The following is a 23,162-nucleotide window of genomic DNA, read 5'->3' as shown; positions in this document are numbered from 1 at the left end:
GGAACCTGTCAGCCTGCGGCCCATTGCTATCAATAAGAAATACTCCCTGTAAGGAATCCACACAAAGGCTTCATCTACAAAAGATATACAGCTGCACCACTCAAGGCTTAAAACGACGTGATTTACAATTTTCAGGCTGCCTTAACTGTTATTAATGGCACCGCCTGGTCATATTTTTTTAAGAAAAGTGCCATCTTTAACATGTTTGTAATATTCAAGTCGCAAAATCCGCACCAAATAGAGGGACAGCCAACAAACAGAACGGAAGGCCACCCCTCAACCCAAAACCATAAACTGTGCGAGACGACTATGAATAAGACCGCTCTCTCTCTGGCCATCGTTGCCATGATTCCTACAATGGCCAACGCCCAAGATGAAGGCGATGTACTCGACTTTTACGGCAAAGCCAATGTCACCTTCCAGGCTGCTGATGAGGGTGATGGCTCTGAAACTGACGTTCAGAGCAACGCTTCCCGCCTGGGCGTTAAGGGTGAAATCGCCCTGACCGACGGCATCAAGGGTATCTACCGTATGGAATACGAAGTAGATATGGACGGAGACGCCGATGACACCTTCTCCCAACGCAACATCTACGCTGGCCTGGAAGGCGGCTTTGGTCAGGTTATCGCGGGTAAATTTGACACCCCGCTGAAAGTTGCGCAGAAGAAAGTTGACCTGTTCAACGACCTGGAAGGCGATATCAAAAGCCTGATTACCAGCAGCGACAACCGCGAAGAAGATGCCCTGCAGTACACTACTCCTTCTTTCGCTGGCTTCAAAGCTTCTGCTGCTTATATCAGCAATAAAGGCGAAGTCATTAACGAAGAAACTGGCGAAGAGCGCAACAACGGTATCTCTGCTTCTGTTGCCTACGATAACAATGGCGTTTTCATGGCCTATGCATTCGACCAGGATGTTGAAGGCCAGGACATCGACGTTCAACGCTTTGTAGCCCAGTACAACATCGGCCCTGTACAGGTAGGTGCGTTGTTCGAAGACCAGGAAGACGCTGCTGGCAACAGCACCGACGGCTGGATGGGCTCTGTAGCCTACAAAATCGAACAGTGGACTATGAAGGCTCAGTACGGCCAGTCTGATATTAAAAAGGAAGGTGGTGAGACCTACAGCCTGGGCCTTGACTACAAGTTCAACAGCTCTGCCAAAGTATTCGGTTTCTACACCGACGAAACTGCTGATGGCGACTACGACCGCAGCTATGCCGGTATCGGTGCTGAGTACAAGTTCTAATTATTGCTTTATAGGGCAGTCATCCAAATTGGGTTTGGGTTGAGCAGTTTGGCTGTCATATATCTTTAGAACTTAAGAAAAGGCGGCCTCTGGCCGCCTTTTCTGTATCCACTTTAAGCGAAAATTGAATTGGTCAAATTACCAATAAATCCATAAATCTATTTACCGGCGTCTCCTCAAATTTCTTTTGTGCTTTGAAGAGATCAATGATTTTTTCCGCCCGATGAGGAGGAAAACGCGAGAGCAGGTTTGACCTGAACTTTTCCTCTAGCAACGGCATACCCTCCTTACGTCGGCGTCTGTGCCCCAATGGATATTCCACTTCAATCTTTTCTGTCTCGCTACCATTCCTGAAAAATACCTGGACCGCGCTGGCAATAGATCGCTTGTTCGGGTCGAGATACTCATCGCTATAACGCTTATCCTCAACAACTTCAATTTTTTTACGTAACTCATCTATTTCCGGATGATCCTGGTGAAAATCATTCTCATAACACCCGGCGGACAAATCTCCAAACAGCAGGCCGACTGCAACAATATATTGAAGACAATGATCTCTATCCGCGGCATTAGCCAAGTGACCTGTTTTGGAAATAATCCGAATTGCCGACTCATGGGTAGTGACTACAACCTTATCAATATCTGCAAAACGTCCTTCAATCTTTGAATGCAGAATAATCGCCGCCTCACAAGCTGTTTGACTGTGGAACTCGGCTGGGTAAGAAATTTTGAACAAAATATTTTCAATAACATAGGAGCCGTACTCCCGGGAAAAGTGAAATTGGCGATTTACCGGCGCCTTTATTTTCTGATCGGCATTGGTTTTACTGAAAGAAACATCATAGAACCCCCACTGCTTTGCTGTCAGCGCGCTAGGCACCCCCATTTCCCCACCCAAAGCCATTTCAGCCAGACGCACTCCCCGGGATGTGGCATCTCCTGCAGCCCAGGACTTACGGGAACCAGTATTAGGCGCATGTCGATAGGTACGTAAAGCACTGCCATCCACCCATGCCAGAGAGACTGCAGCCATCACCTCTTCCCGGCTCCCCGCTTTTAACCAGGCCGTCACTGCCGCCGAAGCTACCCGCACAAGTAAAACATGATCGAGTCCCACACGATTAAAGCTGTTAGCCAGTGCCAATACACCCTGGATCTCATAGGCTTTAACCATTGCCTCCAGGACTGTTCGCATCTTTAGCGGGGGCTCCCCAACGGATATCTTCTTCCGGGAAAGATAATCACTGACCGCCAATATGGCCCCCAGGTTATCAGATGGATGCCCCCACTCTGCCGCAAGCCATGTATCATTGTAATCCAGCCAGCGAATGGTAGCGCCTATATCCCAGGCGCTCTTTACCGGGTCCATACGGAATTGGGTACCCGGCACACGGGCCCCATTAGGCACCACAGTGCCCTCTGCCAGAGGACCCAATAATTTAGTGCATTCAGGAAAACCTAATGCCAGACACGCACAACCCAGAGAATCCATCAAGCAATAGCGGGATGTTCGCCAAGCCTCATTAGAATCAACCTGGAATTTGAGAACATAATCAGCAATATCCTGTATCACCTGATCATAATCTGGGCGGTCAGCCCGGCTTGAATCAGAACACATAGCTAAGAGCCTGATGCAAAAAACAAAAGGAAATTACACAAGTTTAGCTGTTTTCGACAACGCCACTAATCAGTTTGAAGTGAGATTCTCGACCCGAAGCTTGATAATCGAGAAAAATATCTTGATGATACTGGCTCCTGGAATTTACGACCGCCACATTAAGTCGGCCTGCCAGACCATTACTATTTAAGACACCAGCTTGTGAGGGATTTAGGGTGCACCCGACGCGATATTGTTTGAAATTAGACATTAGGCTAAGGGTTCAATTCCCCCCAAAAAAACTAACTCGCTCGAAACAAAGAGACCTAACTTTAAGAGCCCCCAGCAGGATTATGTTAAATTGCAAGAAATAGCCGCTAAAACAAAAAGAATATACTGCGCTAAAGAAACAGTATTATTCCGCCAGGGACAAGAATCCAGAAAAATCTATTTTATTCATACAGGCTATGTTCTTATCCATAAAGTGGATTTTCAAGGCAATTCTGGGCTTGTAGACTTATATGGACCAGGCTCCTGGTTTGGCCCCGGCCTAGGCGGGAATTCACAAGATATCGAAGCAATTGCCAAAATAGGCTGTGAGCTAGAGGTAACCTTTCCAGAAAATCTCAATACACTGATGCTTTCTCTGTCACAAACCCCAGAAGACCTTATAGAGCATTTAGCCAACAGGGAATCCCTGTTGCAGCAGCGTATATTTCAGCATATCACCGCACCACTGCCTGTAAGATTAGCAAGCTTGTTATCTCAACTCTTTTATTTTCGGGGGCAACCCTGCGCCCACGGGCATGAACTGGACGTTAGGCTTTCCCAGTCTGAGTTAGCGGCTATGGCCGGCGGCAGTAGACAAACTGTCAGCCAGCTACTTAACCGTTGGAAACAGGAAGGCGTAATCGATTACACACGCCAACATATATGTTTACTTAACAAAAACGCCCTCAAAGACTTAGCGCAAGGCTAAATCCAATTTTTTTGTCAGCTAGCTGACAGTTCATCACCCCTCGCCTCCCTATACTTTCAAAATATTGAGGGCCAGAGTTAATCCTCATCTCTATTGAATCAACATAGGAAGAGACGTCATGCGGACCATCTGTTTAGCGACACTGGGAATTCTCTTTAGCTTGCAGGCCATAGCCAAGGAAAACCTAAAGTCCACATTCAGTGATTTCGTCGATCCACGGGGAAATATCACCTTGCCTAAGGATTACCGCCAAAACTGGACCTTTCTCGGCTCTTATCAGGTAAAGTCCTCGAATGGCGAGGGATGGGATACCCACAATGTTTACACCCAACCTGCGGCAGTTAAAGCCTTTCGTAACACCGGAAAATTCCCGGATGGCGCAGTACTGGTAAAAGACGTCAACAGCACCAAATCAGAACCACTTACTACTGGTTTGGCATACTACTCCTCTGATCTCCAGTTCACATTTATGATGGTAAAGGACACTGAAGGGCGATTTCCCAAAAACGAGGCCTGGGCCGAAGGCTGGGGATGGGCTTTATTTAAGCCAGGAATAGCCAAAAGTGAAACTGAAACCTGGAAAGGCACCGGGCTTAACAACTGTTTTGGATGTCATTTGCCTGCCAAGAATAATGACTGGGTATACACACAGGGTTATCAGCAGGTCCTGCAGAACTAAAAAGTAAACAGCAAAAATCAGAGGTTAGAGGTCTATTATTCGGCTAGAGTAACAGCATAGATTCCCTCCATAACAGCTTATCACCCCCACCCCAGCGCTAATTGATTTATATCAATTAGCGCGATCTTGAATACCGTTAACATGCGGCCGCGTCCGACTATTCCACTATGAGTTTTTCCGTGTTTAAACCTGAGTTACTGTCCCCCGCAGGGACTTTAAAAAATATGCGATATGCGTTCGCCTATGGTGCCGATGCCGTTTATGCCGGCCAGCCCCGCTACAGCTTGCGTGTGCGCAATAATGAATTTAAAAATATTGAAACCCTGCGCCTAGGCATAGAAGAAGCACACCAGCAGGGAAAACAGTTCTATATCGCCTCTAATATCGCCGCTCACAACGACAAAGTTCGCAGTTACCTGCGGGACCTGGAAGAAATTGTCGAAATGGGGCCTGACGCCCTGATTATGTCCGACCCAGGTCTGATAATGATGGTAAGGGAGCGCTGGCCTGATCTGCCAGTCCACCTATCCGTGCAGGCCAATGCGGTAAACTACCAAACCGTAAAGTTCTGGCATCGCCAGGGGTTATCTCGGGTGATACTTTCCCGGGAACTGTCCCTGGATGAGATTGAAGAAATTCGCCAGAAAGTGCCCGAGATGGAGTTGGAAGTCTTTGTCCACGGTGCGCTCTGTATCGCCTATTCCGGGCGCTGCTTGCTATCCGGTTATATGACCCATAGAGATGCCAACCAGGGCGCCTGCACCAACTCCTGCCGCTGGCAATACCAAGCTCATGAAGCCAAAGAGAATGAAGTTGGCGAGTTGATTCATGTGCAAACCCAGGAACCTATCCAGCAACCCGCCCAGCAACCCACCTCCGCCAGTGAAAGTACTTCCCAGGCCTTTTTACTACAGGAAGAAGGTCGCCCTGGAGAATATATGCCGGCCTACGAAGATGAGCACGGTACCTACATCATGAACTCCAAAGATCTGCGGGCCGTACAGCACGTCAAGCGCCTCTCGGAAATGGGCGTTCACTCTTTAAAAATCGAAGGTCGCACCAAATCCCACTACTATGTGGCTCGCACTGCTCAGATCTATCGTCGCGCGATAGACGATGCTGCAGCAGGAAAAGACTTTGACATGAAGATGATGGACGAATTGGAAACCCTCTCGAACCGGGGCTACACGGAAGGTTTCTACCGTCGCCATCCACCAGCAGAATACCAGCAATATGAAAAGGGGTTGATATCAACTCCGGGCCAACAGTTCGTAGGCGAGCTTATTGACGGAAGTCCTGAGTATTTGACGATTGATGTTAAAAATCGCTTTGAGCGCGGTGATCAATTGGAGTTAATGACTCCCAGCGGTAGCTTGTTCTTCCCCTTGGAGCAAATGGAGAATACGGAAGGCAAAGCGATCGATGTAGCTCCGGGATCCGGGCATATCGTGCAAATACCCCGACCAGAGGGGGTTGATGACGATCAACTTCAACAGGCGCTATTGGTCAAAGCTCTGGGATAACCCTCGGCCTGTAATTTGCACTATGGCTTATCAAGCTCTTCGTTTTGCAAATATATTTTGTTAAAGGTGTAGTGGTTTAGACAATCTACCGGATTCACTAAGCCACGACACCTTTATTCCCACTACATCTCCACAATTTTACTTGTGAACCTATCCTCAAAATGCATTGGGTAATCGTTAAACCTCTCAAGTGACTGCCCACCTCATAATATTCAAACCGTCCTGTATTTCCCCACCATTCACCGCAAGCAACTGGTTCTTGTACCAATTTTCCTGCATTTTCAGCCTCACCTAAAACCCTTTTAAAGCCCTGAGTTTTGATCACAAAAATATGCTCGACAGTACTAATTACAAGATAAAAATCCGCCCTACCTCGGAGTTCCAACAGGAATACACCCTTTTTAAATAGTTATGATTTTCCACCTCTAACTCGCCTCTGCATCAAGGTTTCACAGTAGAAAAGCGTGCAACGATTGCTTAACCAAGGAAATGCCGCAATATGGATATTCTTAAACCTAAGAAACGCCCCCTGATTAAGCACCCTTTAATGCTAGGTGGTGCTGCTCTTGCTTTTGTGGCATTTACCAGCACCCTGTTGTTACTTCCTGACAGCGCCTACAAGGTTGAGCGGGAACAGCTGATGTTGGGTACCGTCCAACGGGGAGACCTGCAGGTTGTGGTAGATGGCTACGGTAGGCTGCGTTCAGACAAGCAGACTTTAATTACCGCCCTAACCGCAGCGAATGTTGAAAAAATCATGTTGCGTCCCGGTGCAGAAGTACAAAGTGATAGCATCATTATGCAGCTGAGTAATCCAGAGTTAATGCGCGACCTGGATGCAGCCGAAACCTCCCTGGAACAAGAGGAAGCTAATCTGCGTCGGCTTGTTCTGAACAACCAGCGCGATGTTCTCGCGGAGGAAGCCATACTCGCGGAACTGAACTCCAATTACCAAGTGATCAAGTTGCGTCGCGAAGCTGAGGACGAGCTGGTAAAAAGTGGAGTGGTTTCCCAGCTCACCTACCAAACCACCGTCTTACGCCAGGAACAGATGAAAAAACGTGTGGACCTGCAAAAACAGCGTATCAACCATCTGCGCAAAGTCGCCGTCGAATCAGAGTTAATCCAGCGCGAGCAAATCAACCAAGCCCAGACCCAATTGCAAAGTATCCAGCAACGTACAGACCGACTGACAGTACGCGCCGGCCTGGACGGCATACTGCAACGACTACCGGTAGAGCTGGGGCAAGGTGTCGATCCCGGCCAGGAGCTGGCATTGATCGGCAGCGAGACAGATCTACTCGCCCTGGTTCAAGTACCACAATCCAAAGCAGAGCAACTGGAAGTTGGCCAGCCCGCTGAAATTGATACCCGCAGGGAAAAAGTCGAGGGTGTGGTAACCCGTATTACTCCTGAGGTTCGGGACGGCAATATTGAAGTGGAAATTGCTTTTAGCGCGGGCGCCCCGGAGTCTGCCAGGCCACAACTCAACGTCGATGCCCGGATCTTCACCGCCACGATGGAAGATACACTGTTCGTCGAGAGACCTATCAATGTGCAAAGGCACAGTGAGACCAACCTTTTCCTGATTAACGAAAACGGGGAGGAAGCGGCACTCCAGCCCATCAGCTTCGGCGAGGAGTCGGGCCGATACATCCAGATCACCCAAGGCGTCAATGAAGCGGACCGCATCATCCTCTCGGATATGGCCAATTTTAATGAAGCTGAGCATATCCAGATTATTGACTAAAGCCTGAAACCCAAAGCGAGAACAGGGAGTTCGCTATGTCCAAGCCAATCCTTCATATGGCCGGGATCACTAAGGTGTTCAGCACCGAAGAAATGGAAACTCACGCCCTGCGGGGCGTTGACCTGAGTATTTACTCGGGGGAATTTGTTTCTATCTGCGGCCCCTCGGGTTGCGGTAAATCCACACTTCTCTCGATTCTCGGCCTGCTGGACCTCCCCACCAGCGGCAGCTATGAGATTGAAGGCACTGAAGTCGCTCAATTGACGCTAAGTGAGGCGGCAACAATTCGTAACGAGAAAGTAGGCTTTATCTTCCAGTCCTTTAACCTGATTGACGAACTCTCTGTCTACGACAATATCGCCCTGCCCCTGCGATACCGACGCAATCCGATTTCCAAGTCTGAAGCCGACAAAAAAGTGAAACACTGCCTGGAGAAGGTGGGGATGAGTCACCGGGCCTCTCACAAACCTAACCAGTTGTCCGGTGGCCAACAGCAGCGAATCGCCATAGCCCGGGCGCTAGTTGGCAATCCGTCCCTGCTGCTGGTAGACGAGCCCACCGGCAACCTGGATTCCCACAATGGCGATGCGGTAATGAAAATGCTGCGGCAGCTCAACAATGAAGGTACCACCCTGTGCATGGTGACCCATGACCCTCGCTATGCAGATATGGCCAGCCGTCAATTGCATCTGCTGGATGGAAAAATCTCAACGCCGCAGCCCATACTAGAGCCCCATGAGATGGCCCTATGATCACCACAAAGGACCTGTCCATTGCCCTCCAGTCCCTCAATCGGGCGCGGAGCTACGCCACCACTATTATTCTGACCCTGGGTATCACTCTCGGCGCCCTGGTAACACTATTTAATCTCAACTACCAACTGTTAGCCGCACCCCTACCCTACCCGGACGAAGATCGGCTGTATGTCGTGAATGGTAATCTCTACCAGAACAAGCAGCTGCGGCTGGAAAACAACAGCCAATACCCTGCCCTGGTTGAAATCTATAAGAACGATAGTTTCTTCGAGTCCAGCGCCCTGGTGTACTTCTGGGAAGATGTGGTTCGCAATTTATCCGGATCACCACGGATTAATGTTTCCTATGTCTCTCCGGAATATCTCCAGCTGGCTGGAGCACCCCTGGCCCTGGGCAGACAATTCAATGCCGATGAAGGGCTCGACAGCCGAGTTCCCGTGGCGGTTATCAGCTATCAAACCTGGGAGCAGATGTTCCGGCGCAACCCAAATGTCTTGGAGCAAAGCCTGCAATTTGGGGAGGTGGACTTTCGCATTGTCGGCGTCACCGCCAAAGACTTCATTGAACCCCAAATCTATAAGCAGGGCCGGCAAACGGCGGTCTGGCTGCCCTGGGACTTTAACGATACACAAGTAGAGCGCAGAAATAATTGGAGAGGCTTCCTGCCTTTCCGCATGCTCACAGGAAAGCTGAAGCCGGGCATTGACCCCGCCAGTGCGGGGCATGAATTGAGCACATTAATGGATGCCCAGTATCAAGCGGCCCTAGCCGGGAGATCCTCTTCGGTAGAAAGGTCCGTTGAATACCGACTCACCCCCTTCGCCAATAAAATCCTTGGTGACAGCGCCACGCGAACCCTAATGATTATGGGCGGCACACTGGTACTTCTGTTAATTGCTTGCGCCAATGTTACCAACCTGATTCTTTCTCGCGCAGCCAAACAACAACGCAATATGGCGATACAGGTCGCGTTGGGCGCACACAAAAAACATATCTTTTTGGCCCTGCTATGTGAAATCGGCCTACTTATGTTAGGGGCTGCATTACTTTCTCTACTTTTAGCCCTGGGATCGACGGAAGTATTAAAGGTGATGGCTACGGAACAGATTCCTCGCATTCAAGAGCTCACCTTAAACTGGCAGACACTGGTTTTTGCACTGTTGTGTGCCTCACTTCTCGCCCTGTTCTTCTCAGCCATAGTCAGTCGACAGGTTAATTACCGCGCACTGAATCAAATGTTGCAGAGCAGCGGCAAAGGCTCCGGTGTACAAATTTCACCACTGATCCGCAAAGTCCTTATCAGCAGCCAAGTGGCGATGACCAGTTTGCTTATCGTCGCCAGCTTGCAGATTTTCCTGCAAGCTAACCGACTGATTAACCAGCCCTTTGGCTTCCCCTTGGACAACGTTCAAGTGATGACTCTGAATATCGGCAATCTTAGGAGCGCCCCCACTGCCGAACGGGAGAGTTACCTGAAGGCCATCAGGCAGAGATTGCTGGAGCACCCTAAAGTACAAAATGCCAGCCTGAGCCTAAACACTCCTATCTCTATCAGCCGGCCACTTTGGACCACATCCCTGAGTCATGATGCCAGCCGACAAAACCCGGTGATGGCCAAGACCACAGTTGTCGACGAAAACTACCTTTCCATTTTGCGTATGCCACTGGTAGCTGGCCGCCATATCAATGCGGCTGAGTTTTCCGATAACAATCACATGATGCTCGTCAACGAAACCCTGGCCAAGCAACTGGAGCCGGATGGAGAAGTATTAGGCAATCGCTACTACTGGCGAGGTGACTTGCCCTACCAAGTGGTCGGTGTAGTACGCAACGCAAGCCTGCCCGGCAAAAAGGAACCCGCCCGCTTATTTGTGCGCGGTATCAACGTGAGCTATCCCCTACTCGTACTTAGACATAAGCCTCACCAACCGCTCAGCACCACAGAGATTAATCGGGAGTTTGCCGAAGTAAACAGGCAGTACAAAGTTTCTGAGCTATTCACCCTGGAGCAGGCGCGAGACCTACTCCTAAGCAATGACCGGGTCTCAGTTTGGGTAACCACCGCCCTGACATTACTGGCACTTAGCCTCGCTGCCATCGGTATCTTTGGAGTGCTCAGTTACAGTGTACAACTGCGGCGTACTGAGCTTGGCGTGCGCATGGCAATCGGCGCCCGCCCAGCGACGATTTTCTATCACACCCTGATCGATAGCCTGATTCCCGTCGTTATCGGTATCGCTGTAGCGACTTTGGTCCTAGTCCCTCTGGCGCTTTGGCTTGAGCAAAGCGAGTTCAGTATTGAAACCAGCCTATGGGGCTGGCTGCTACCACCATTGCTTATTATCGGCCTAACCGCCTCGGTGACCCTGCTTTCAGTATGGAAGATAATCAACAAGCCCGCAATTTACGCCCTGCGTGGCACAGGGTAGTTACTCTTTACGCCAATATCCGACACTGCTTGAGATTGTACTCGCTTCATGCAATCTTTGCTGCGAATACAACGATAAGAAATGGAAGAACCAATGCAGCCTCAACAGTGGTTATCAAGTGGCCAATACTTCAGCTACCAAAATCACCGGTTATTCTATATCGACAGCGATCCAAATAACCTTCAGAAGCCAATACTATTGATGGTTCACGGCTTCCCAACAAGTAGCTATGACTGGCATAAAGTTTGGCCACAACTTACGGAAAATTTCCGGTGTATTGCCATGGATATGCTGGGCTTTGGGTATTCTGACAAACCAAAACAACACCGGTATAGCATCCATGAGCAAGCCGACTTACAAGAAGAGCTTCTACATCGCCTAGAAATCACTTCATTACATCTATTGGCACACGACTACGGCGATACCGTTGCCCAGGAACTGCTCGCTAGAGACAATAGCCGGGAAAAGAAGCTTTTCCGTTCTACGTGCTTACTGAATGGTGGTCTCTTTCCTGAAACGCACAAAGCACGACCCATCCAGAAGTTACTGATTTCCCCATCGGCCCCCTGATCAACTTGCTAGTGAACTATCGTCAATTCTGCCGCAGCTTCAAGGTGCTGTTTGGACCTGCCACCAAGCCCACAGAGACCGAATTGCGTGAACTCTGGCAAATTATCCAGTACAACGGCGGCAAATACCGTTTCCACAAACTGATAAATTACATGCAAGAACGACTCGAATACCGCCAGCGATGGCTGGATGCCCTAAACCAGTACCCTGGCCCACTCCAGCTCATAAATGGCTCATATGACCCGGTTTCAGGCGCACATATGGTAGCCCGGTTCCGCGAACTGATAGAGCGGCCAGCTGGCATCGTAGAACTGGCAAAGGTGGGACACTATCCGCAGTGGGAAGCACCAGAACTTCTCGCATCAACCTACCTAGGGTTTATTGAGAACCATTCAAAAAAGTGGCTCCAATCAGCCTATAACCAAAGGCTAGATTGCCAAAATTCTATCCAAACAATAAAAGGTTGCCGTCAATGAAAGAGTTGCCCCCAGGTATAACCCCCTATAAGAAAACCCCTGAATTCACTGAAAAAGACATCCCTCCAGGACTACTGAAAGATCACAATACCAAGGAGGGAGTATGGGGGAAAATTGTAATCCTCTCCGGATCACTAGAATATACGATTCAAGAGCCTGAAGTGGAGATTGTTGAGTTGAGTCCTAAAAAATTTGGCGTAGTAGAACCAACTATAAGGCACCACATAAAACCGCTAGGGAACGTAAAATTTTATGTTGAGTTCTATCGATAAAAATCATCCAATCCAGCCATCTTGATAGATAGATCTGGTACAGCCCTGCTTCCTCAAGTCAAAGAAGGCAGATAGACACAGGATACATTTCAGCCACCTATATAAAAGGACAAGATCAACTTCAATGATAAGTAACGTGGATAGTTAGACAGATATTCTCAACCAGAATATAAAATAAACCTCAAAAAATCCAAGGGAGTATTTATGTATCGGATTACATTGCTCACTTTATCTTTCCTGATCGTCAATGCTGTAACTGCAAATTCACCAGATGATAAGAAAAGCATAGAGAGGGCTGTACTCGACTATATTGAATCACAACACCAGGTTAAGCCCAAATTAATGGGTAGGGGTTTAGATAAAAAATTAGCCAAAAGAACCTATTGGAAAACTAAGGATGGTTCAGAGTTCATAATGGAGACAGATTATGAAACCATGCTTTGGATAGCCGAAAACTACAATAAGGATGGAGATAAGTTTCCACCTTCCCCTAGAATTGATATAGATATCCTTGATATTGATAATCGAGCTGCATCAGTAAAATTATCTGTAGATGAGTGGATTGACTACATGCACTTATATAAAAATGATAGAGACGAATGGAAGATAATCAACGTTCTCTGGCAATACCATGACAACAATAGACATGTAAGCAAGAAATAAACTGGGGCAATACGGGCCTAAAGCAAATGGACACTTCTGTATATCATGTGATTTCCAAATGCACTCAAGCCCAAGACAGAAAATCACAACTTCCTGCCTCTCAGAAAACTATCAGTTTAAAATCACTACTTGCTGGTTTGGACCCTGGAGCATTTTAACTACAGCTGGTAAATTAAGATATCCGAGGTCACATAATGCTTAAGCAGAATACCAAGATGACAAAGAGATTCATATCATCAGCATTTCTACTTATTGCTCTCGTTGGGTGCGCACACCAGGAAGACACCCTGAATAATGAATTGTGGCCAGGGGATCTAAACATGTATCAACTTAGCTACTCAAATGATCCTCAGCCAGGTAATACCCAATCTCTATACACGCAACCTGAAAATAATGAAAATAAGAACAAGCAAAAGCTTATTTCTGACTCTATAAACTGGCATATAAGAGCTGGATACCTAACATTTATCCTACGATAGCGATATAAAGAAGTAGTATGGGGCTATCAGCCCCATACTTCACCATTAACAGCACAAAAGTAATTGCATGAAAAAGACCCTGATTAAAATTCTAATTTATACTTGCTGTATTACAGTTCATGATTCGCTTGCAGATCACGGAACAGGTATAGATAAGGCATCTGAGAGCCGACACCTACAGGAAAATGAGCATCTAACCCGTTTATTTAACCAGGATCAGATTGCACGCAAGCTTTCACACGACGAAATCGACTGGAATGTACTTAATCATAAAGACAAGAATCGACGTGAAAAAGTACTAAAGATGCTAGCAGAGGGCCGAATTAAGACTTCAAAAGACTTCTACCATGCAGCACTTATTTTCCAGCATGGCAATAATGCGGAAGATATTAGGCTCGCTCACGCACTTACCACCATAGCAGCCACCCTTGCTGAGGACAAAAGCAAGGCAAATTGGTTAAAAGCAGCTACATGGGATCGATTAATGATGAACCTAAACCAACCACAATGGTATGGCACCCAGTTTGTGAAAGACCCATCGGGAAACTGGAGCCTGTATGATATAGATCCTGATATAATCTCTGATCAGCAACGAATAGACTGGTCAGTTCGAGTAATAGAAGAATCGAAGGCTTTAGAGAAATCACTGAACAACACCAAGGAAGGCAAGCATTAATTAAGCTGACCATTTTTCTTATTACGACAAGGGAAGAACTAAGAATAAGCATGATAAGACTAGTTACTACTTTAGACTCCGCAGAGATTGCTGAAATCTACAATTACTATATAGAAAGTACTTTTATTACTTTTGAGACCGAGCCTGTTTCAACTGAAATTATCACCAACAGGATCGAAGAATGCTCCAGAAACAAACTCCCCTGGCTTGTCGCAGAATATGAAGGTCGCATAGTTGGCTATTGTTATGCCAGTAAATGGAAGGGGCGCTGTGCATATCAGCACTCAGTAGAAGCTACCGTATATTTAGATACAAATTCAATATCCAAAGGCTGGGGTTCGAAGCTTTACGCAGAATTATTAAAGCAGTTGATACAGCTTGATGTTCATGCAGTTATCTGCGGTATAGCACTACCCAATGCAAGTAGCATCGCACTTCATGAGAAATTTGGCATGAAGAAAGTCGCTCATTTTAAGGAAGTGGGATACAAGTTTGGGCAGTGGGTGGATGTTGGTTATTGGCAATGCTTACTTTCCTCAGGAAAATAATTAAGATATATAACCATTCGATTACGATAACCACGTATTAGATATATACTTTTACACTAGATTTCGCCATAAGAAGGAAGTCAAATGATTTTTTCAACTACGGAAACAGTACCAGGGAAGGAGATCTCAGAGGTGCTGGATATCGTCACAGGTAATGTTGTTCAGTCAAAACATATCGGTCGTGACTTAATGGCAGGGATCAAGAGTATTGTCGGTGGAGAGATCCGCGGCTATACCGAAATGCTGACCGAAGCGAGAAAAAAGCTTTTCAAAGACTGAGCGATAGCGCAACACAGAAAGGTGCTGACGCCGTAGTGGGTATTCGCTTTACTACAAGTGCTATTATGGACGGCTCCTCAGAGATCCTGGTTTTTGGTACAGCAGTTAAGTTAAAAAGATAGGCTGTTGGCATCAAAAAATTTGAACAATTTCCCTGTATAGACTTAACCCAAGCTAGAAGCTGCTACTTATTTACACGACTAAAGCTCTACCGCAAACTGCCCCAACTTTCTCCGCACCGCCGGCAAAGAGTTAGCGGCAGCTATAAGGGCCCTGAATTCAAATCTTGCCTTAAGGGATTGCCCAGTGACTATTTTGCGGCCATGCTCGGTAATGTCAATAACCTTCTTGTCCTCCCTGTGACGCAATTCTGAGTACCCAGTGAGCCGCCCTGCTACAACCCGCGCTGCTAGCTCAGCAGCATCGGCAATCCCCAAGTTCATACCGCGGCCGCCTACAGGAGAATGACAGTGGGCGGCATCTCCAGCAAGATGTATTCTGCCTTTCGAGTAGGTCTCAGCCTGGCGAACAGAAATATTAAAGGTTCCCTGACGACGAACCCTCTTGATATCCAATGCCATTGGGAAAGCCCCTATGGCATCGTCACAGCTTGCCACCAAACGATGGCGCCCCTCCCCTAAAGGCACTGCAACAGCTACCACTCCGGACTCCATTTTTACCAATGTGAACTTTCTTTTGGGGGCCAACCATCGGTATCGACATCGGCAATCGACCATTCTTCCTCCAGGTCAAACCCAGGATAATTAATACCTGCAGCCTCACGAACAGTGCTGTGGATACCATCCGCTCCAATCACAAGATCGAAACGCGCCTCCTCACCCGCATTAAACTGGGCTACCACTCCGCCTTCAGATTCAGTAAGAAATGTAAGCTCTTTCTGATATTCGACCTCAACACCCATACCTGATAGTACCTGGGCCATAAGGGATTCGGTCCTGTCTTGAGGCAATCCGAGAATAGTGGGGAAATAGGTGCGATCGGAGTGAAGGGGGAATTCAAGCGCTAGTCGCGTATCCAGATAGATACAGGCAGCTTGAACAGCAATACCTTCAGCTATCAATTTCTCTGAAACGCCTGACTTCGAAAGCAATTCAAGACTGCGGGAAGTAATACCCACAGCCCTACTTAGAGTGGATGCGCTGTCCCGACGGTCAATAATCCTTGGTGACAAACCAAGGCGGGTAAGCTCAATGGCAGCGGTAAGACCAGTAGGTCCCGCCCCAACAACCAATACTTTCACAAGCCACCTCGAATAACTTCACTATCAGGCCACTGCTATCTGCGTAAAGTATAAACATGAACTCTCGGTTTCACCCCTATACATAAAGCTCAGGTGGTTATCGATACAAAGGGCACACTTCATCAATGAAAGGAGTAATTATGCCCCCTTACAACTAAAAAGAGTGCTGAAATCAGGAAGCTTTAGCTACTAAATCCTGGACATTATCATAACCACCCCGTGATATGTAGCGACTAATACGAACCGAGCACTGCAGAAATAAATTATTTATTCATTTTAATATTTGATTAATTATATCTTAAATTAATAAAAAAATTATAAAGATATAGACCGCCAACCCACAGGATAAACCCTCCCCTTAGATGCAGCTAGATGCAGCAAATCCACCTAAAAAGAAAGAATCAGCAAGCCCCTTAAACCATCACTTTCCACAGAAATATCACATAAATATGTAGCCTAAGACGCAAAAGAATATTAAACTCAACTTCATAAAACTGCAAAAAAGCAACAATCTGAAAAAACAGAAAACCACCATGATTGACCGAAGACTATTTATTAAGATTAGCAGCCTTTTACTTGCAGCCCCGCTATTCGCAAAAAAATCATTAGCCATGCAGGACTTAACCTTCAGCTCGCTGCACATGCCAGATGAAAGCGATCAACACAAGAGAACATGGATGGCTTTTGTTGCCAATGATTATATTTGGTCACATAAGCAAATTCCTGAGGTAAAAAGGAATCTGGCATTAATTGCAAATACAATTGCCAAATATGAGCCCGTATCTCTCCTGGTGAGCAGAAAAAATTTACATGAAGCAGAAGAGTTACTGGATATAGATAATTCAAATTTTAAAATCGAGCTTCATACTTTTGAAGTCGATGATCTATGGCTTCGTGACACGGCCCCTATCTTTGTAAGATCCACCTATGGGGAGAAAATTGCACTGAATTTCAATTTCAATGGTTGGGGCAACAAACAGGAACACTCGTTAGACAAACAAGTCGCCAGGTATATTGCCAATACATCTGGAGCAATCCATGAGAGAGCCAACATTGTACTAGAGGGTGGGTGCTTTGAAGTTGATGGAAATGGCACAGCGATTATGACTGAGAGCTGCATCCTCAATAAAAACCGTAATCCAGGATGGTCAAAAATAGATATTGAAAAGGAACTCAAGGCACTGCTCGGATTACGTAAAATTATTTGGCTCAAAGGCATTAAGGGAATGGATATCACAGACGGCCATACCGATTTTTACGCACGTTTTATCAAACCTGGGGAAGTTATAGTCAGCAGGGATAATTATCAATCCTCCTATGACTATGAGGTTACTCGCGAAAATATCAACACATTAAGCAATAGTGTCGACGCAAATGGAAATCCGCTAAACCTACACGTCCTGGATACACCAGAAATTATTAATGAGAGATTTGGTACTAAAGACTTTGCCGCAGGCTATATTGGTTACTATGTTTGTAACGGCGCAATAATTGCTCAAAAATTTGGCGATAGAAATGCAGATGAGAAAGCCAGAGCTGTTTTGCAAAGCGCCTTCCCCAATCATATAATTGAGCAAATAGCAATTGATGGAATTGCTTCAGGTGGAGGCAGCGTCCACTGTTCTACACAGCAAGAGATTATTGTTTGATTCTGCTTTTCTTTAAAAATTTTCTGCATCACTTGCAAAACTTTCCATAAGTACCCAGAAAATTATTGGGTTATTTCTGGGAACCCTGGGTGCAGCCTGGATAGGCTTCAAGAGAAATATGGCTGCATTAACACTGGACCTAAACCGGGGGCGAGCTGGATCTTCTTATCAGGTGCAATTTCACTTAGCCTGTATAACCCACTGGTTAAGCTGGTTCACTCTGATGAACCTACAGAGGTCATGGCCTATTGGGTAATTTTATTCGGTGCACTCTGGTTATTGTTTTTTACCCTCCCCCTCTTAGGCACCATAAACTGGCAAAATACATCTTTTCAACTCAATGGCAGCTTACTTTATTTAGCGCTATTCACCACACTAATGAGTTTCTTTCTGCTGCAGTTCGACACGGTAAAAATTGGTCCCACCAAGGTAGCCGCTTATGGATTCTTGAACCCGATTTTTGTACTGGCACTAACCCTGCTTCTGGAAATGTCAGAATTCAGTAGTTCCTTTTTCCAAGCATTATTCTGGTCTTCTTGGCTATGTTATTTATTCAGGCAGAAAAGACAGCATAAAAGGCACCCCAAATATTGAACTACAGATCACTGCTGTACCCTCTTAACCCTCCCCTTACCCACACTGCAGGAGGAGTGATAGATCTAATTCACAGGCTTCTCAATCTCATAAATTGCATCAGATATATCTTCCAGTTTTGAAGACACAATAGCCAGTGCATCATGCAGCCCTTGATTGTAGAAGCCAGCCCCCATCTCCCTTGCAAGAAAATCGATCAAGAACTCCACCTCAAAGCCACCAGCTTCGAGATCAAACTCCTCAGAAAGGTATTTCCTTATCTTCTCCACCAATACAGATTTACGTTCTTTTTCAAGTACAATTTCTGGCATAAGAATAACCCTGTCATTACTTCATTTTTACCCGGAAAAGCTATTAAACATATACTGGGATATATTAGTAAACAAAGACTACGATGACTTCCATAGGTATACAAGACAGAATGAAAAAATCCGAGCAGCCCAAGGCTGCTCGGATTTGAGTGACCCTTATTGGGAACTTTACTTAAAAATTGTAGTTGAAACGTACTCCGTAGCTCACAGGTGTGGAGAATGGACCGGATACCAGGCCATCACTTCCATCTGCGTAGTACGGAACAATTTCATCGGTAATATTGTTACCATAAGCTTCAACATTCCACTGATCATCTGGGCTTGCATACTTGATGGACGCATTGATCATCCAGAAAGAATCTCGGCCATCATCATAAGCCGAAGTATCACCAGCCGGGAAATCATGCTTATCAACATTCCAATAAGTCAGGTAAGACTCATCCTCCCAGTGAATGCCGATAAACGGAATAATTGCACCGCCGTGGGCCAGCTCAAAAGTGTGATCGTAATTGATAGTGAAGCTGAACTCCGGTGATACCGGCAACTCATTATCCTTCAAATTTCTGAAGAGTCCTTCATTAGTATTGTCATGAGCTAAACCATAATCCGAAAGTTCAAACAACGCTTGGTTGTTGAAATTCCAGCGGTTCCAAAAATCAGAGGTGATTTCTGTTTGTATCCAGGTAGCAAAACCACTGATTCGGCCATTCGGATAGGGAGCCCAGTCAAACTCTAACTCTAACCCCATAATTTCTGCGCTAGCAGCATTCTTGGTAAGGTAAATAACAACGGGCTCGGTCGTAATTTCACCGGCATTCTCACCTTCTCGCTCTACCGCATAGTACGAGTACGCGGTATCAGGTGCAGCTAGCTGCATATCCTTATAGTCGGAGAAAAAGAAGGTACTGGCCAGATTTAGGCGTCCATCCAAGAAGGTACCTTTTGCTCCTAGCTCCCAAGTAATGACCTTCTCCTCATCATAGCTAGTGTCAATTACCTGTTGAACAACCCGATTTCCTTCATCATCGTAGATGTACTCAGCCGTACCCGGGTCTTGCTCATATTGGATGACAACGTCACCCAAACCTCCGGATTTAAATCCACTTGCAACATATGCATACAGCATGACGTCATCTGTCAGGTCATAATCAAGACCAATTCGGAAGTCTGATGAATCCCAGCTCTTGCTGACATCATTGTAAGTATCGATTGTATAAATTGAACTATCGGCGAAGTGACTAATAGAAAAGCTATTAAAGGTGTCCTGTAAATAGGCAGGGAAGCAACCATACACTTCATCTGATCCAGTGGACCAGTCACGAGTACAGCTCAGGTTATTACCACCTTCATCACTCTTCTTATCTTCAGTATAGCGACCACCAAGAGTCAGGTGCAGGGTATCAGTAAGGTCATAGGTAGCCTGAGCAAATACCGCGCTGGCCTCTACAGTTCTGTCTGGCTGTCTCCAAAATACGGCATTATCTAATGAGGCCAGGAAGTAGCCATTCAGATCAGTGGTCTCATGGAAATAAAACAAACCTGTAATCCACTGTAGGGGACCATCACCTGTAGATTGCAGCTGCAACTCATGGGAGTAGGAGGTATTTTCTGAGTCTGTAATGCTCATACTCATATCCCAGGTATTGCGACCAGCATCAATATCAATCAGATTACTTCGTTCCTGAACTGCATATCCGGTGTTATACACAAAGGCCATTGTATCGCTGAGATCCCAGCGGAAGTTAGAACGGAATGAAGTCATGGTGAGATCAAGTTCACCTGGTACATTCACCGCTACGGTGTACTCATCAGCACCGGAGCCGTAGTAGGTTTCACAAGTTGTTCCATCTTCGCGCTGCTCAGCCTTTTCACAGTCGATAGTGTTGATGCCGCCTGCACTACTATCCTGATAGTGTTCCGCTACGGCATACCAAGAAATATCGTCAGTCGGTTCCCATAACGCACCTATACGCACCGCTTGCTGATCAACATTCCCATAAAAATCTTCAGCATCCGCCCTGACCAGCTGATAGTCTGTGGCTCCTTCAGCGTTATTCGCCTGAATAAAAGTTGTGATTGCGTTATCAGCTAATACACCCGCACCTACAGAGTCAGCATCAATATAGCGATTATCCCACTGGTTAACGTCATAAAACCCGGTAAGGTAGGAATCCCGTGTCTCATCCATAAAGGACGCACGAAGAGCAAAGGTGTCTGAAACTGGAATATTGATAACACCTTTTACCAGCTCTTGATTCCAGCGACCGAACTCAACTCCAACTGAACCTTCGAACTCATTAATTACCGGTCTTTTTGAAATAACATTAATGGCACCAACGGTAGAGTTACGCCCATAAAGGGTGCCCTGCGGCCCACGCATGGCTTCAACCCTTTCGGAGTCAAACATCATTGCCATAGCAGACTGGGGGCGTGATGAGTAAATACCATCGAAGTGCAAACCAACAGCTGGGTCACCAAACTCAGTGGTGTTAGTAGAGCGCACGCCCCGCATAGAAATTACAGGGGAGGACTGGGAGGCATCATAGCCAATATCCACATTGGGGATAGTGTTGCCCAAATCCTTTACGTTCTTTACCCCTTGTCGATCCAGCTCTTCTTGAGTAAATGCACTGATCGCTACCGGGGTTTCCATCAGGTTGGTTTCGCGCTTGGTTGCGGTAACCGTTACTTCTTCTAGTACCCAATCATCATCCTGTTGGCTTTCTTCCTGAGCCCAAGCCGACACTACCGCAACATTTGCCATTGCAATCGCAAGGGTAAGTGGTTTTTTAATTCTCATTGATGTCTCTCCAATCTGCTGTAAAAGGAAAGCCAAATTTGATTGTTATACGTGGCTAACCCTAAAGGCCGTCGGCTATACGGCGACCAGATTAAAATCTCAGAAAGGAGAGCTCTGTGAAACCAAGATACGACGGGAGGGATCGCGATTAGGACAAATCGGACCAATCTGCGTTAAGCCAGGATATCAGCCAACTACTTAAATATTTGGAGGAATGGAAGCAGACTCTAGAAATATTTTTTTATTTTACATAAATTAAGGAGACAAATTCCCACAGAAAGCCGTGAAATTTTTTACATCAGCCAGAGAAAAAAATGTCTTGGCTTCAGAGCAAGCTTATTCAATTGGAAAAAGCACTTATTAAATAACTAGAAGCAAAGGAGATAAGAAGTGAAAAATAGCGGGAACCTTACAGGGCCCCCGCCAAAGTAACGCCAATTAACCCTAGAAACTATCGCCAGGCACCCTTACCCACCCCTCCATCAGGATCCGGGCACTGCGACTCATAATGGCTTTGGTGGCAACCCACTGGCCATCAACAACTTTCGCATGGGCTCCAACCCGCAATGTGCCTGAAGGATGGCCAAAGCAGACGGAACTGCGCTCACCACCACCAGCGGCAAGATTCACCAAAGTACCAGGAATAGCCGCAGCTGTGCCGATAGCTACCGCTGCCGTGCCCATCATGGCATGGTGCAGTTTGCCCATCGAGAGCGCACGCACAAGCAAATCAATATCTTGCGCCGCTACCTTTTTTCCACTGGAGGCGATGTAGCCCTGCGGCTTGGCGACAAAGGCAATCTTCGGCGTGTGCTGCCGGGCCGCGGCTTCCTCCACCGAAGAAATCAGGCCCATCTTCACTGCACCGTAGGCGCGGATGGTCTCGAACATGGCGAGCGCCTTGCCATCGCCATTAATGGCATCCTGCAACTCAGTGCCGCTATAGCCAATGTCTTCCGCATTGACGAAGATCGTGGGGATACCGGCATTGATCATGGTCGCCTTCAGCATACCAATCCCGGGCACGTCCAGATCATCGACGGGGTTACCGGTGGGAAGCATGGCACCCTCGCCGTCCGAGGGATCCATAAACTCAATTTCTACTTCGGCTGCCGGGAAAGTTACGCCATCCAGCTCGAAATCCCCGGTTTCCTGCACTTCACCATTGGTAATAGGCACATGGGCGATAATGGTTTGGCCAATATTGGCCTGCCAAATGCGCACTGTACAAATACCATTCTCTGGAATCCGCGCAGCATCCACAAAGCCGCTATTAATCGCAAAGGCTCCAACAGCCGCAGTGAGATTACCGCAGTTGCCGCTCCAATCGACCATGGGCTTATCGATGGAAACCTGGCCAAACAGGTAGTTCACATCGTGATTGGGCTTATCACAGGCAGACAGGATCACCGTTTTGCTGGTGCTCGAAGTGGCGCCACCCATACCATCGGTTTGCTTACCGTAGGGGTCCGGACTGCCGATTACCCGCAACAGTAAATTATCACGGGCCTCTCCTGGAACCTGCGCAACTTCGGGTAGATCCTGTAAACGGAAGAAAACACCCTTGCTGGTTCCCCCGCGCATATAAGTCGCGGGGATTTTTACTTGAGGAATAAACTTCATA

21 protein-coding genes and 1 pseudogene are annotated in these 23,162 nt (G+C 46.8%); 16 read left to right on the top strand and 6 right to left on the bottom strand.

The features are described from left to right. Positions 1-309 precede the first annotated feature (309 nt). Positions 310-1,248 carry a porin gene (locus P3339_RS10720; protein ID WP_282953379.1) on the top strand — a complete coding sequence of 313 codons (939 nt, stop codon included), beginning with the start codon at positions 310-312 and terminating at the stop codon, positions 1,246-1,248. A gap of 133 nt (positions 1,249-1,381) precedes the next feature. On the opposite strand, the gene P3339_RS10715 is transcribed toward P3339_RS10720, so the two are convergent. Then, the gene (locus tag P3339_RS10715) at positions 1,382-2,866 is read right to left on the bottom strand and encodes a bifunctional 2-methylcitrate dehydratase/aconitate hydratase (RefSeq protein ID WP_282953378.1); all 1,485 of its coding nucleotides are present in this window, start codon (positions 2,864-2,866) and stop codon (positions 1,382-1,384) included. A 340-nt stretch (positions 2,867-3,206) separates the two neighbouring features. Here P3339_RS10715 and P3339_RS10710 point away from each other — a divergent pair, with 340 nt between their 5' ends. From P3339_RS10710 to P3339_RS23445, 13 genes and pseudogenes are all read left to right on the top strand, one after another. Continuing rightward, the gene (locus P3339_RS10710; protein ID WP_020412953.1) at positions 3,207-3,824 is read left to right on the top strand and encodes a Crp/Fnr family transcriptional regulator; all 618 of its coding nucleotides are present in this window, start codon (positions 3,207-3,209) and stop codon (positions 3,822-3,824) included. A 118-nt stretch (positions 3,825-3,942) separates the two neighbouring features. Next, entirely contained in the window at positions 3,943-4,503 is a 561-nt protein-coding gene (locus P3339_RS10705) for a cytochrome P460 family protein (protein WP_282953377.1), read from the top strand. Between the two features lie 224 nt (positions 4,504-4,727). Continuing rightward, entirely contained in the window at positions 4,728-6,026 is a 1,299-nt protein-coding gene (gene trhP / locus P3339_RS10700) for a prephenate-dependent tRNA uridine(34) hydroxylase TrhP (RefSeq protein WP_444901520.1), read from the top strand. 499 nt (positions 6,027-6,525) lie between these two features. After that, positions 6,526-7,776 carry an efflux RND transporter periplasmic adaptor subunit gene (locus P3339_RS10695; protein WP_282953375.1) on the top strand — a complete coding sequence of 417 codons (1,251 nt, stop codon included), beginning with the start codon at positions 6,526-6,528 and terminating at the stop codon, positions 7,774-7,776. Between the two features lie 35 nt (positions 7,777-7,811). Next, entirely contained in the window at positions 7,812-8,528 is a 717-nt protein-coding gene (locus P3339_RS10690) for an ABC transporter ATP-binding protein (RefSeq protein WP_282953374.1), read from the top strand. Then, the gene (locus P3339_RS10685; protein WP_282953373.1) at positions 8,525-10,960 is read left to right on the top strand and encodes an ABC transporter permease; all 2,436 of its coding nucleotides are present in this window, start codon (positions 8,525-8,527) and stop codon (positions 10,958-10,960) included. The genes P3339_RS10690 and P3339_RS10685 overlap by 4 nt, the downstream gene beginning before the upstream one ends. Before the next feature lie 93 nt (positions 10,961-11,053). Beyond that, a complete protein-coding gene (locus P3339_RS10680) occupies positions 11,054-11,530 on the top strand; it encodes an alpha/beta fold hydrolase (RefSeq protein WP_282953372.1) in 477 nt (158 codons plus the stop codon). 11 nt (positions 11,531-11,541) lie between these two features. Then, positions 11,542-12,006, top strand: a complete 465-nt coding sequence (locus P3339_RS10675; protein ID WP_282953371.1) for an alpha/beta fold hydrolase — start codon at positions 11,542-11,544, stop codon at positions 12,004-12,006. Then, positions 12,003-12,278, top strand: coding sequence for a TehB family protein (locus P3339_RS10670; protein WP_282953370.1), 276 nt, complete (start codon positions 12,003-12,005; stop codon positions 12,276-12,278). The genes P3339_RS10675 and P3339_RS10670 overlap by 4 nt, the downstream gene beginning before the upstream one ends. Positions 12,279-12,482: 204 nt before the next feature. Beyond that, on the top strand, positions 12,483-12,941 hold the full coding sequence (locus P3339_RS10665; RefSeq protein WP_282953369.1) for a nuclear transport factor 2 family protein: 459 nt from the start codon (positions 12,483-12,485) through the stop codon (positions 12,939-12,941). Positions 12,942-13,487: 546 nt separating this feature from the next. Continuing rightward, positions 13,488-14,096: a hypothetical protein gene (locus P3339_RS10660; RefSeq protein WP_282953368.1), complete on the top strand. Its 609-nt coding sequence runs from the start codon at positions 13,488-13,490 to the stop codon at positions 14,094-14,096. Between the two features lie 50 nt (positions 14,097-14,146). Continuing rightward, entirely contained in the window at positions 14,147-14,644 is a 498-nt protein-coding gene (locus tag P3339_RS10655) for an arsinothricin resistance N-acetyltransferase ArsN1 family B (RefSeq protein WP_282953367.1), read from the top strand. An 84-nt stretch (positions 14,645-14,728) separates the two neighbouring features. After that, positions 14,729-15,045 (top strand): annotated as a pseudogene (locus tag P3339_RS23445) (heavy metal-binding domain-containing protein). Between the two features lie 78 nt (positions 15,046-15,123). Here the strand turns inward: P3339_RS23445 and P3339_RS10640 are convergent. Together P3339_RS10640 and P3339_RS10635 are read right to left on the bottom strand one after the other, a co-directional pair. Next, positions 15,124-15,585 (bottom strand): FAD-dependent oxidoreductase, encoded by a 462-nt coding sequence (locus P3339_RS10640; protein WP_282953365.1) that lies wholly within the window; start codon positions 15,583-15,585, stop codon positions 15,124-15,126. Between the two features lie 14 nt (positions 15,586-15,599). Further along, positions 15,600-16,184 carry an FAD-dependent oxidoreductase gene (locus P3339_RS10635; RefSeq protein WP_282953364.1) on the bottom strand — a complete coding sequence of 195 codons (585 nt, stop codon included), beginning with the start codon at positions 16,182-16,184 and terminating at the stop codon, positions 15,600-15,602. Between the two features lie 533 nt (positions 16,185-16,717). Here P3339_RS10635 and P3339_RS10630 point away from each other — a divergent pair. Beyond that, the gene (locus P3339_RS10630) at positions 16,718-17,833 is read left to right on the top strand and encodes an agmatine deiminase family protein (RefSeq protein ID WP_282953363.1); all 1,116 of its coding nucleotides are present in this window, start codon (positions 16,718-16,720) and stop codon (positions 17,831-17,833) included. An 18-nt stretch (positions 17,834-17,851) separates the two neighbouring features. Next, a complete protein-coding gene (locus tag P3339_RS23440) occupies positions 17,852-18,427 on the top strand; it encodes an EamA family transporter (protein WP_353056925.1) in 576 nt (191 codons plus the stop codon). A gap of 65 nt (positions 18,428-18,492) precedes the next feature. Here the strand turns inward: P3339_RS23440 and P3339_RS10625 are convergent, their stop codons facing one another. The 3 genes from P3339_RS10625 to prpF all read right to left on the bottom strand — a co-directional run bounded on the left by P3339_RS10625 (position 18,493) and on the right by prpF (position 23,161). Continuing rightward, positions 18,493-18,738 carry a DUF2164 domain-containing protein gene (locus tag P3339_RS10625; RefSeq protein ID WP_020412969.1) on the bottom strand — a complete coding sequence of 82 codons (246 nt, stop codon included), beginning with the start codon at positions 18,736-18,738 and terminating at the stop codon, positions 18,493-18,495. A gap of 172 nt (positions 18,739-18,910) precedes the next feature. Next, positions 18,911-21,538 (bottom strand): TonB-dependent receptor, encoded by a 2,628-nt coding sequence (locus P3339_RS10620; protein WP_282953362.1) that lies wholly within the window; start codon positions 21,536-21,538, stop codon positions 18,911-18,913. Between the two features lie 444 nt (positions 21,539-21,982). Continuing rightward, the gene (prpF, locus tag P3339_RS10615; RefSeq protein WP_282953361.1) at positions 21,983-23,161 is read right to left on the bottom strand and encodes a 2-methylaconitate cis-trans isomerase PrpF; all 1,179 of its coding nucleotides are present in this window, start codon (positions 23,159-23,161) and stop codon (positions 21,983-21,985) included. Between the last annotated feature and the right edge of the window lies 1 nt (position 23,162).

Origin of the sequence: Microbulbifer sp. MLAF003 (assembly GCF_030012965.1) — a bacterium.
Taxonomy (GTDB): Bacteria; Pseudomonadota; Gammaproteobacteria; order Pseudomonadales; family Cellvibrionaceae; genus Microbulbifer; species Microbulbifer variabilis.
This window is presented reverse-complemented; position numbering and strand designations above follow the sequence as displayed.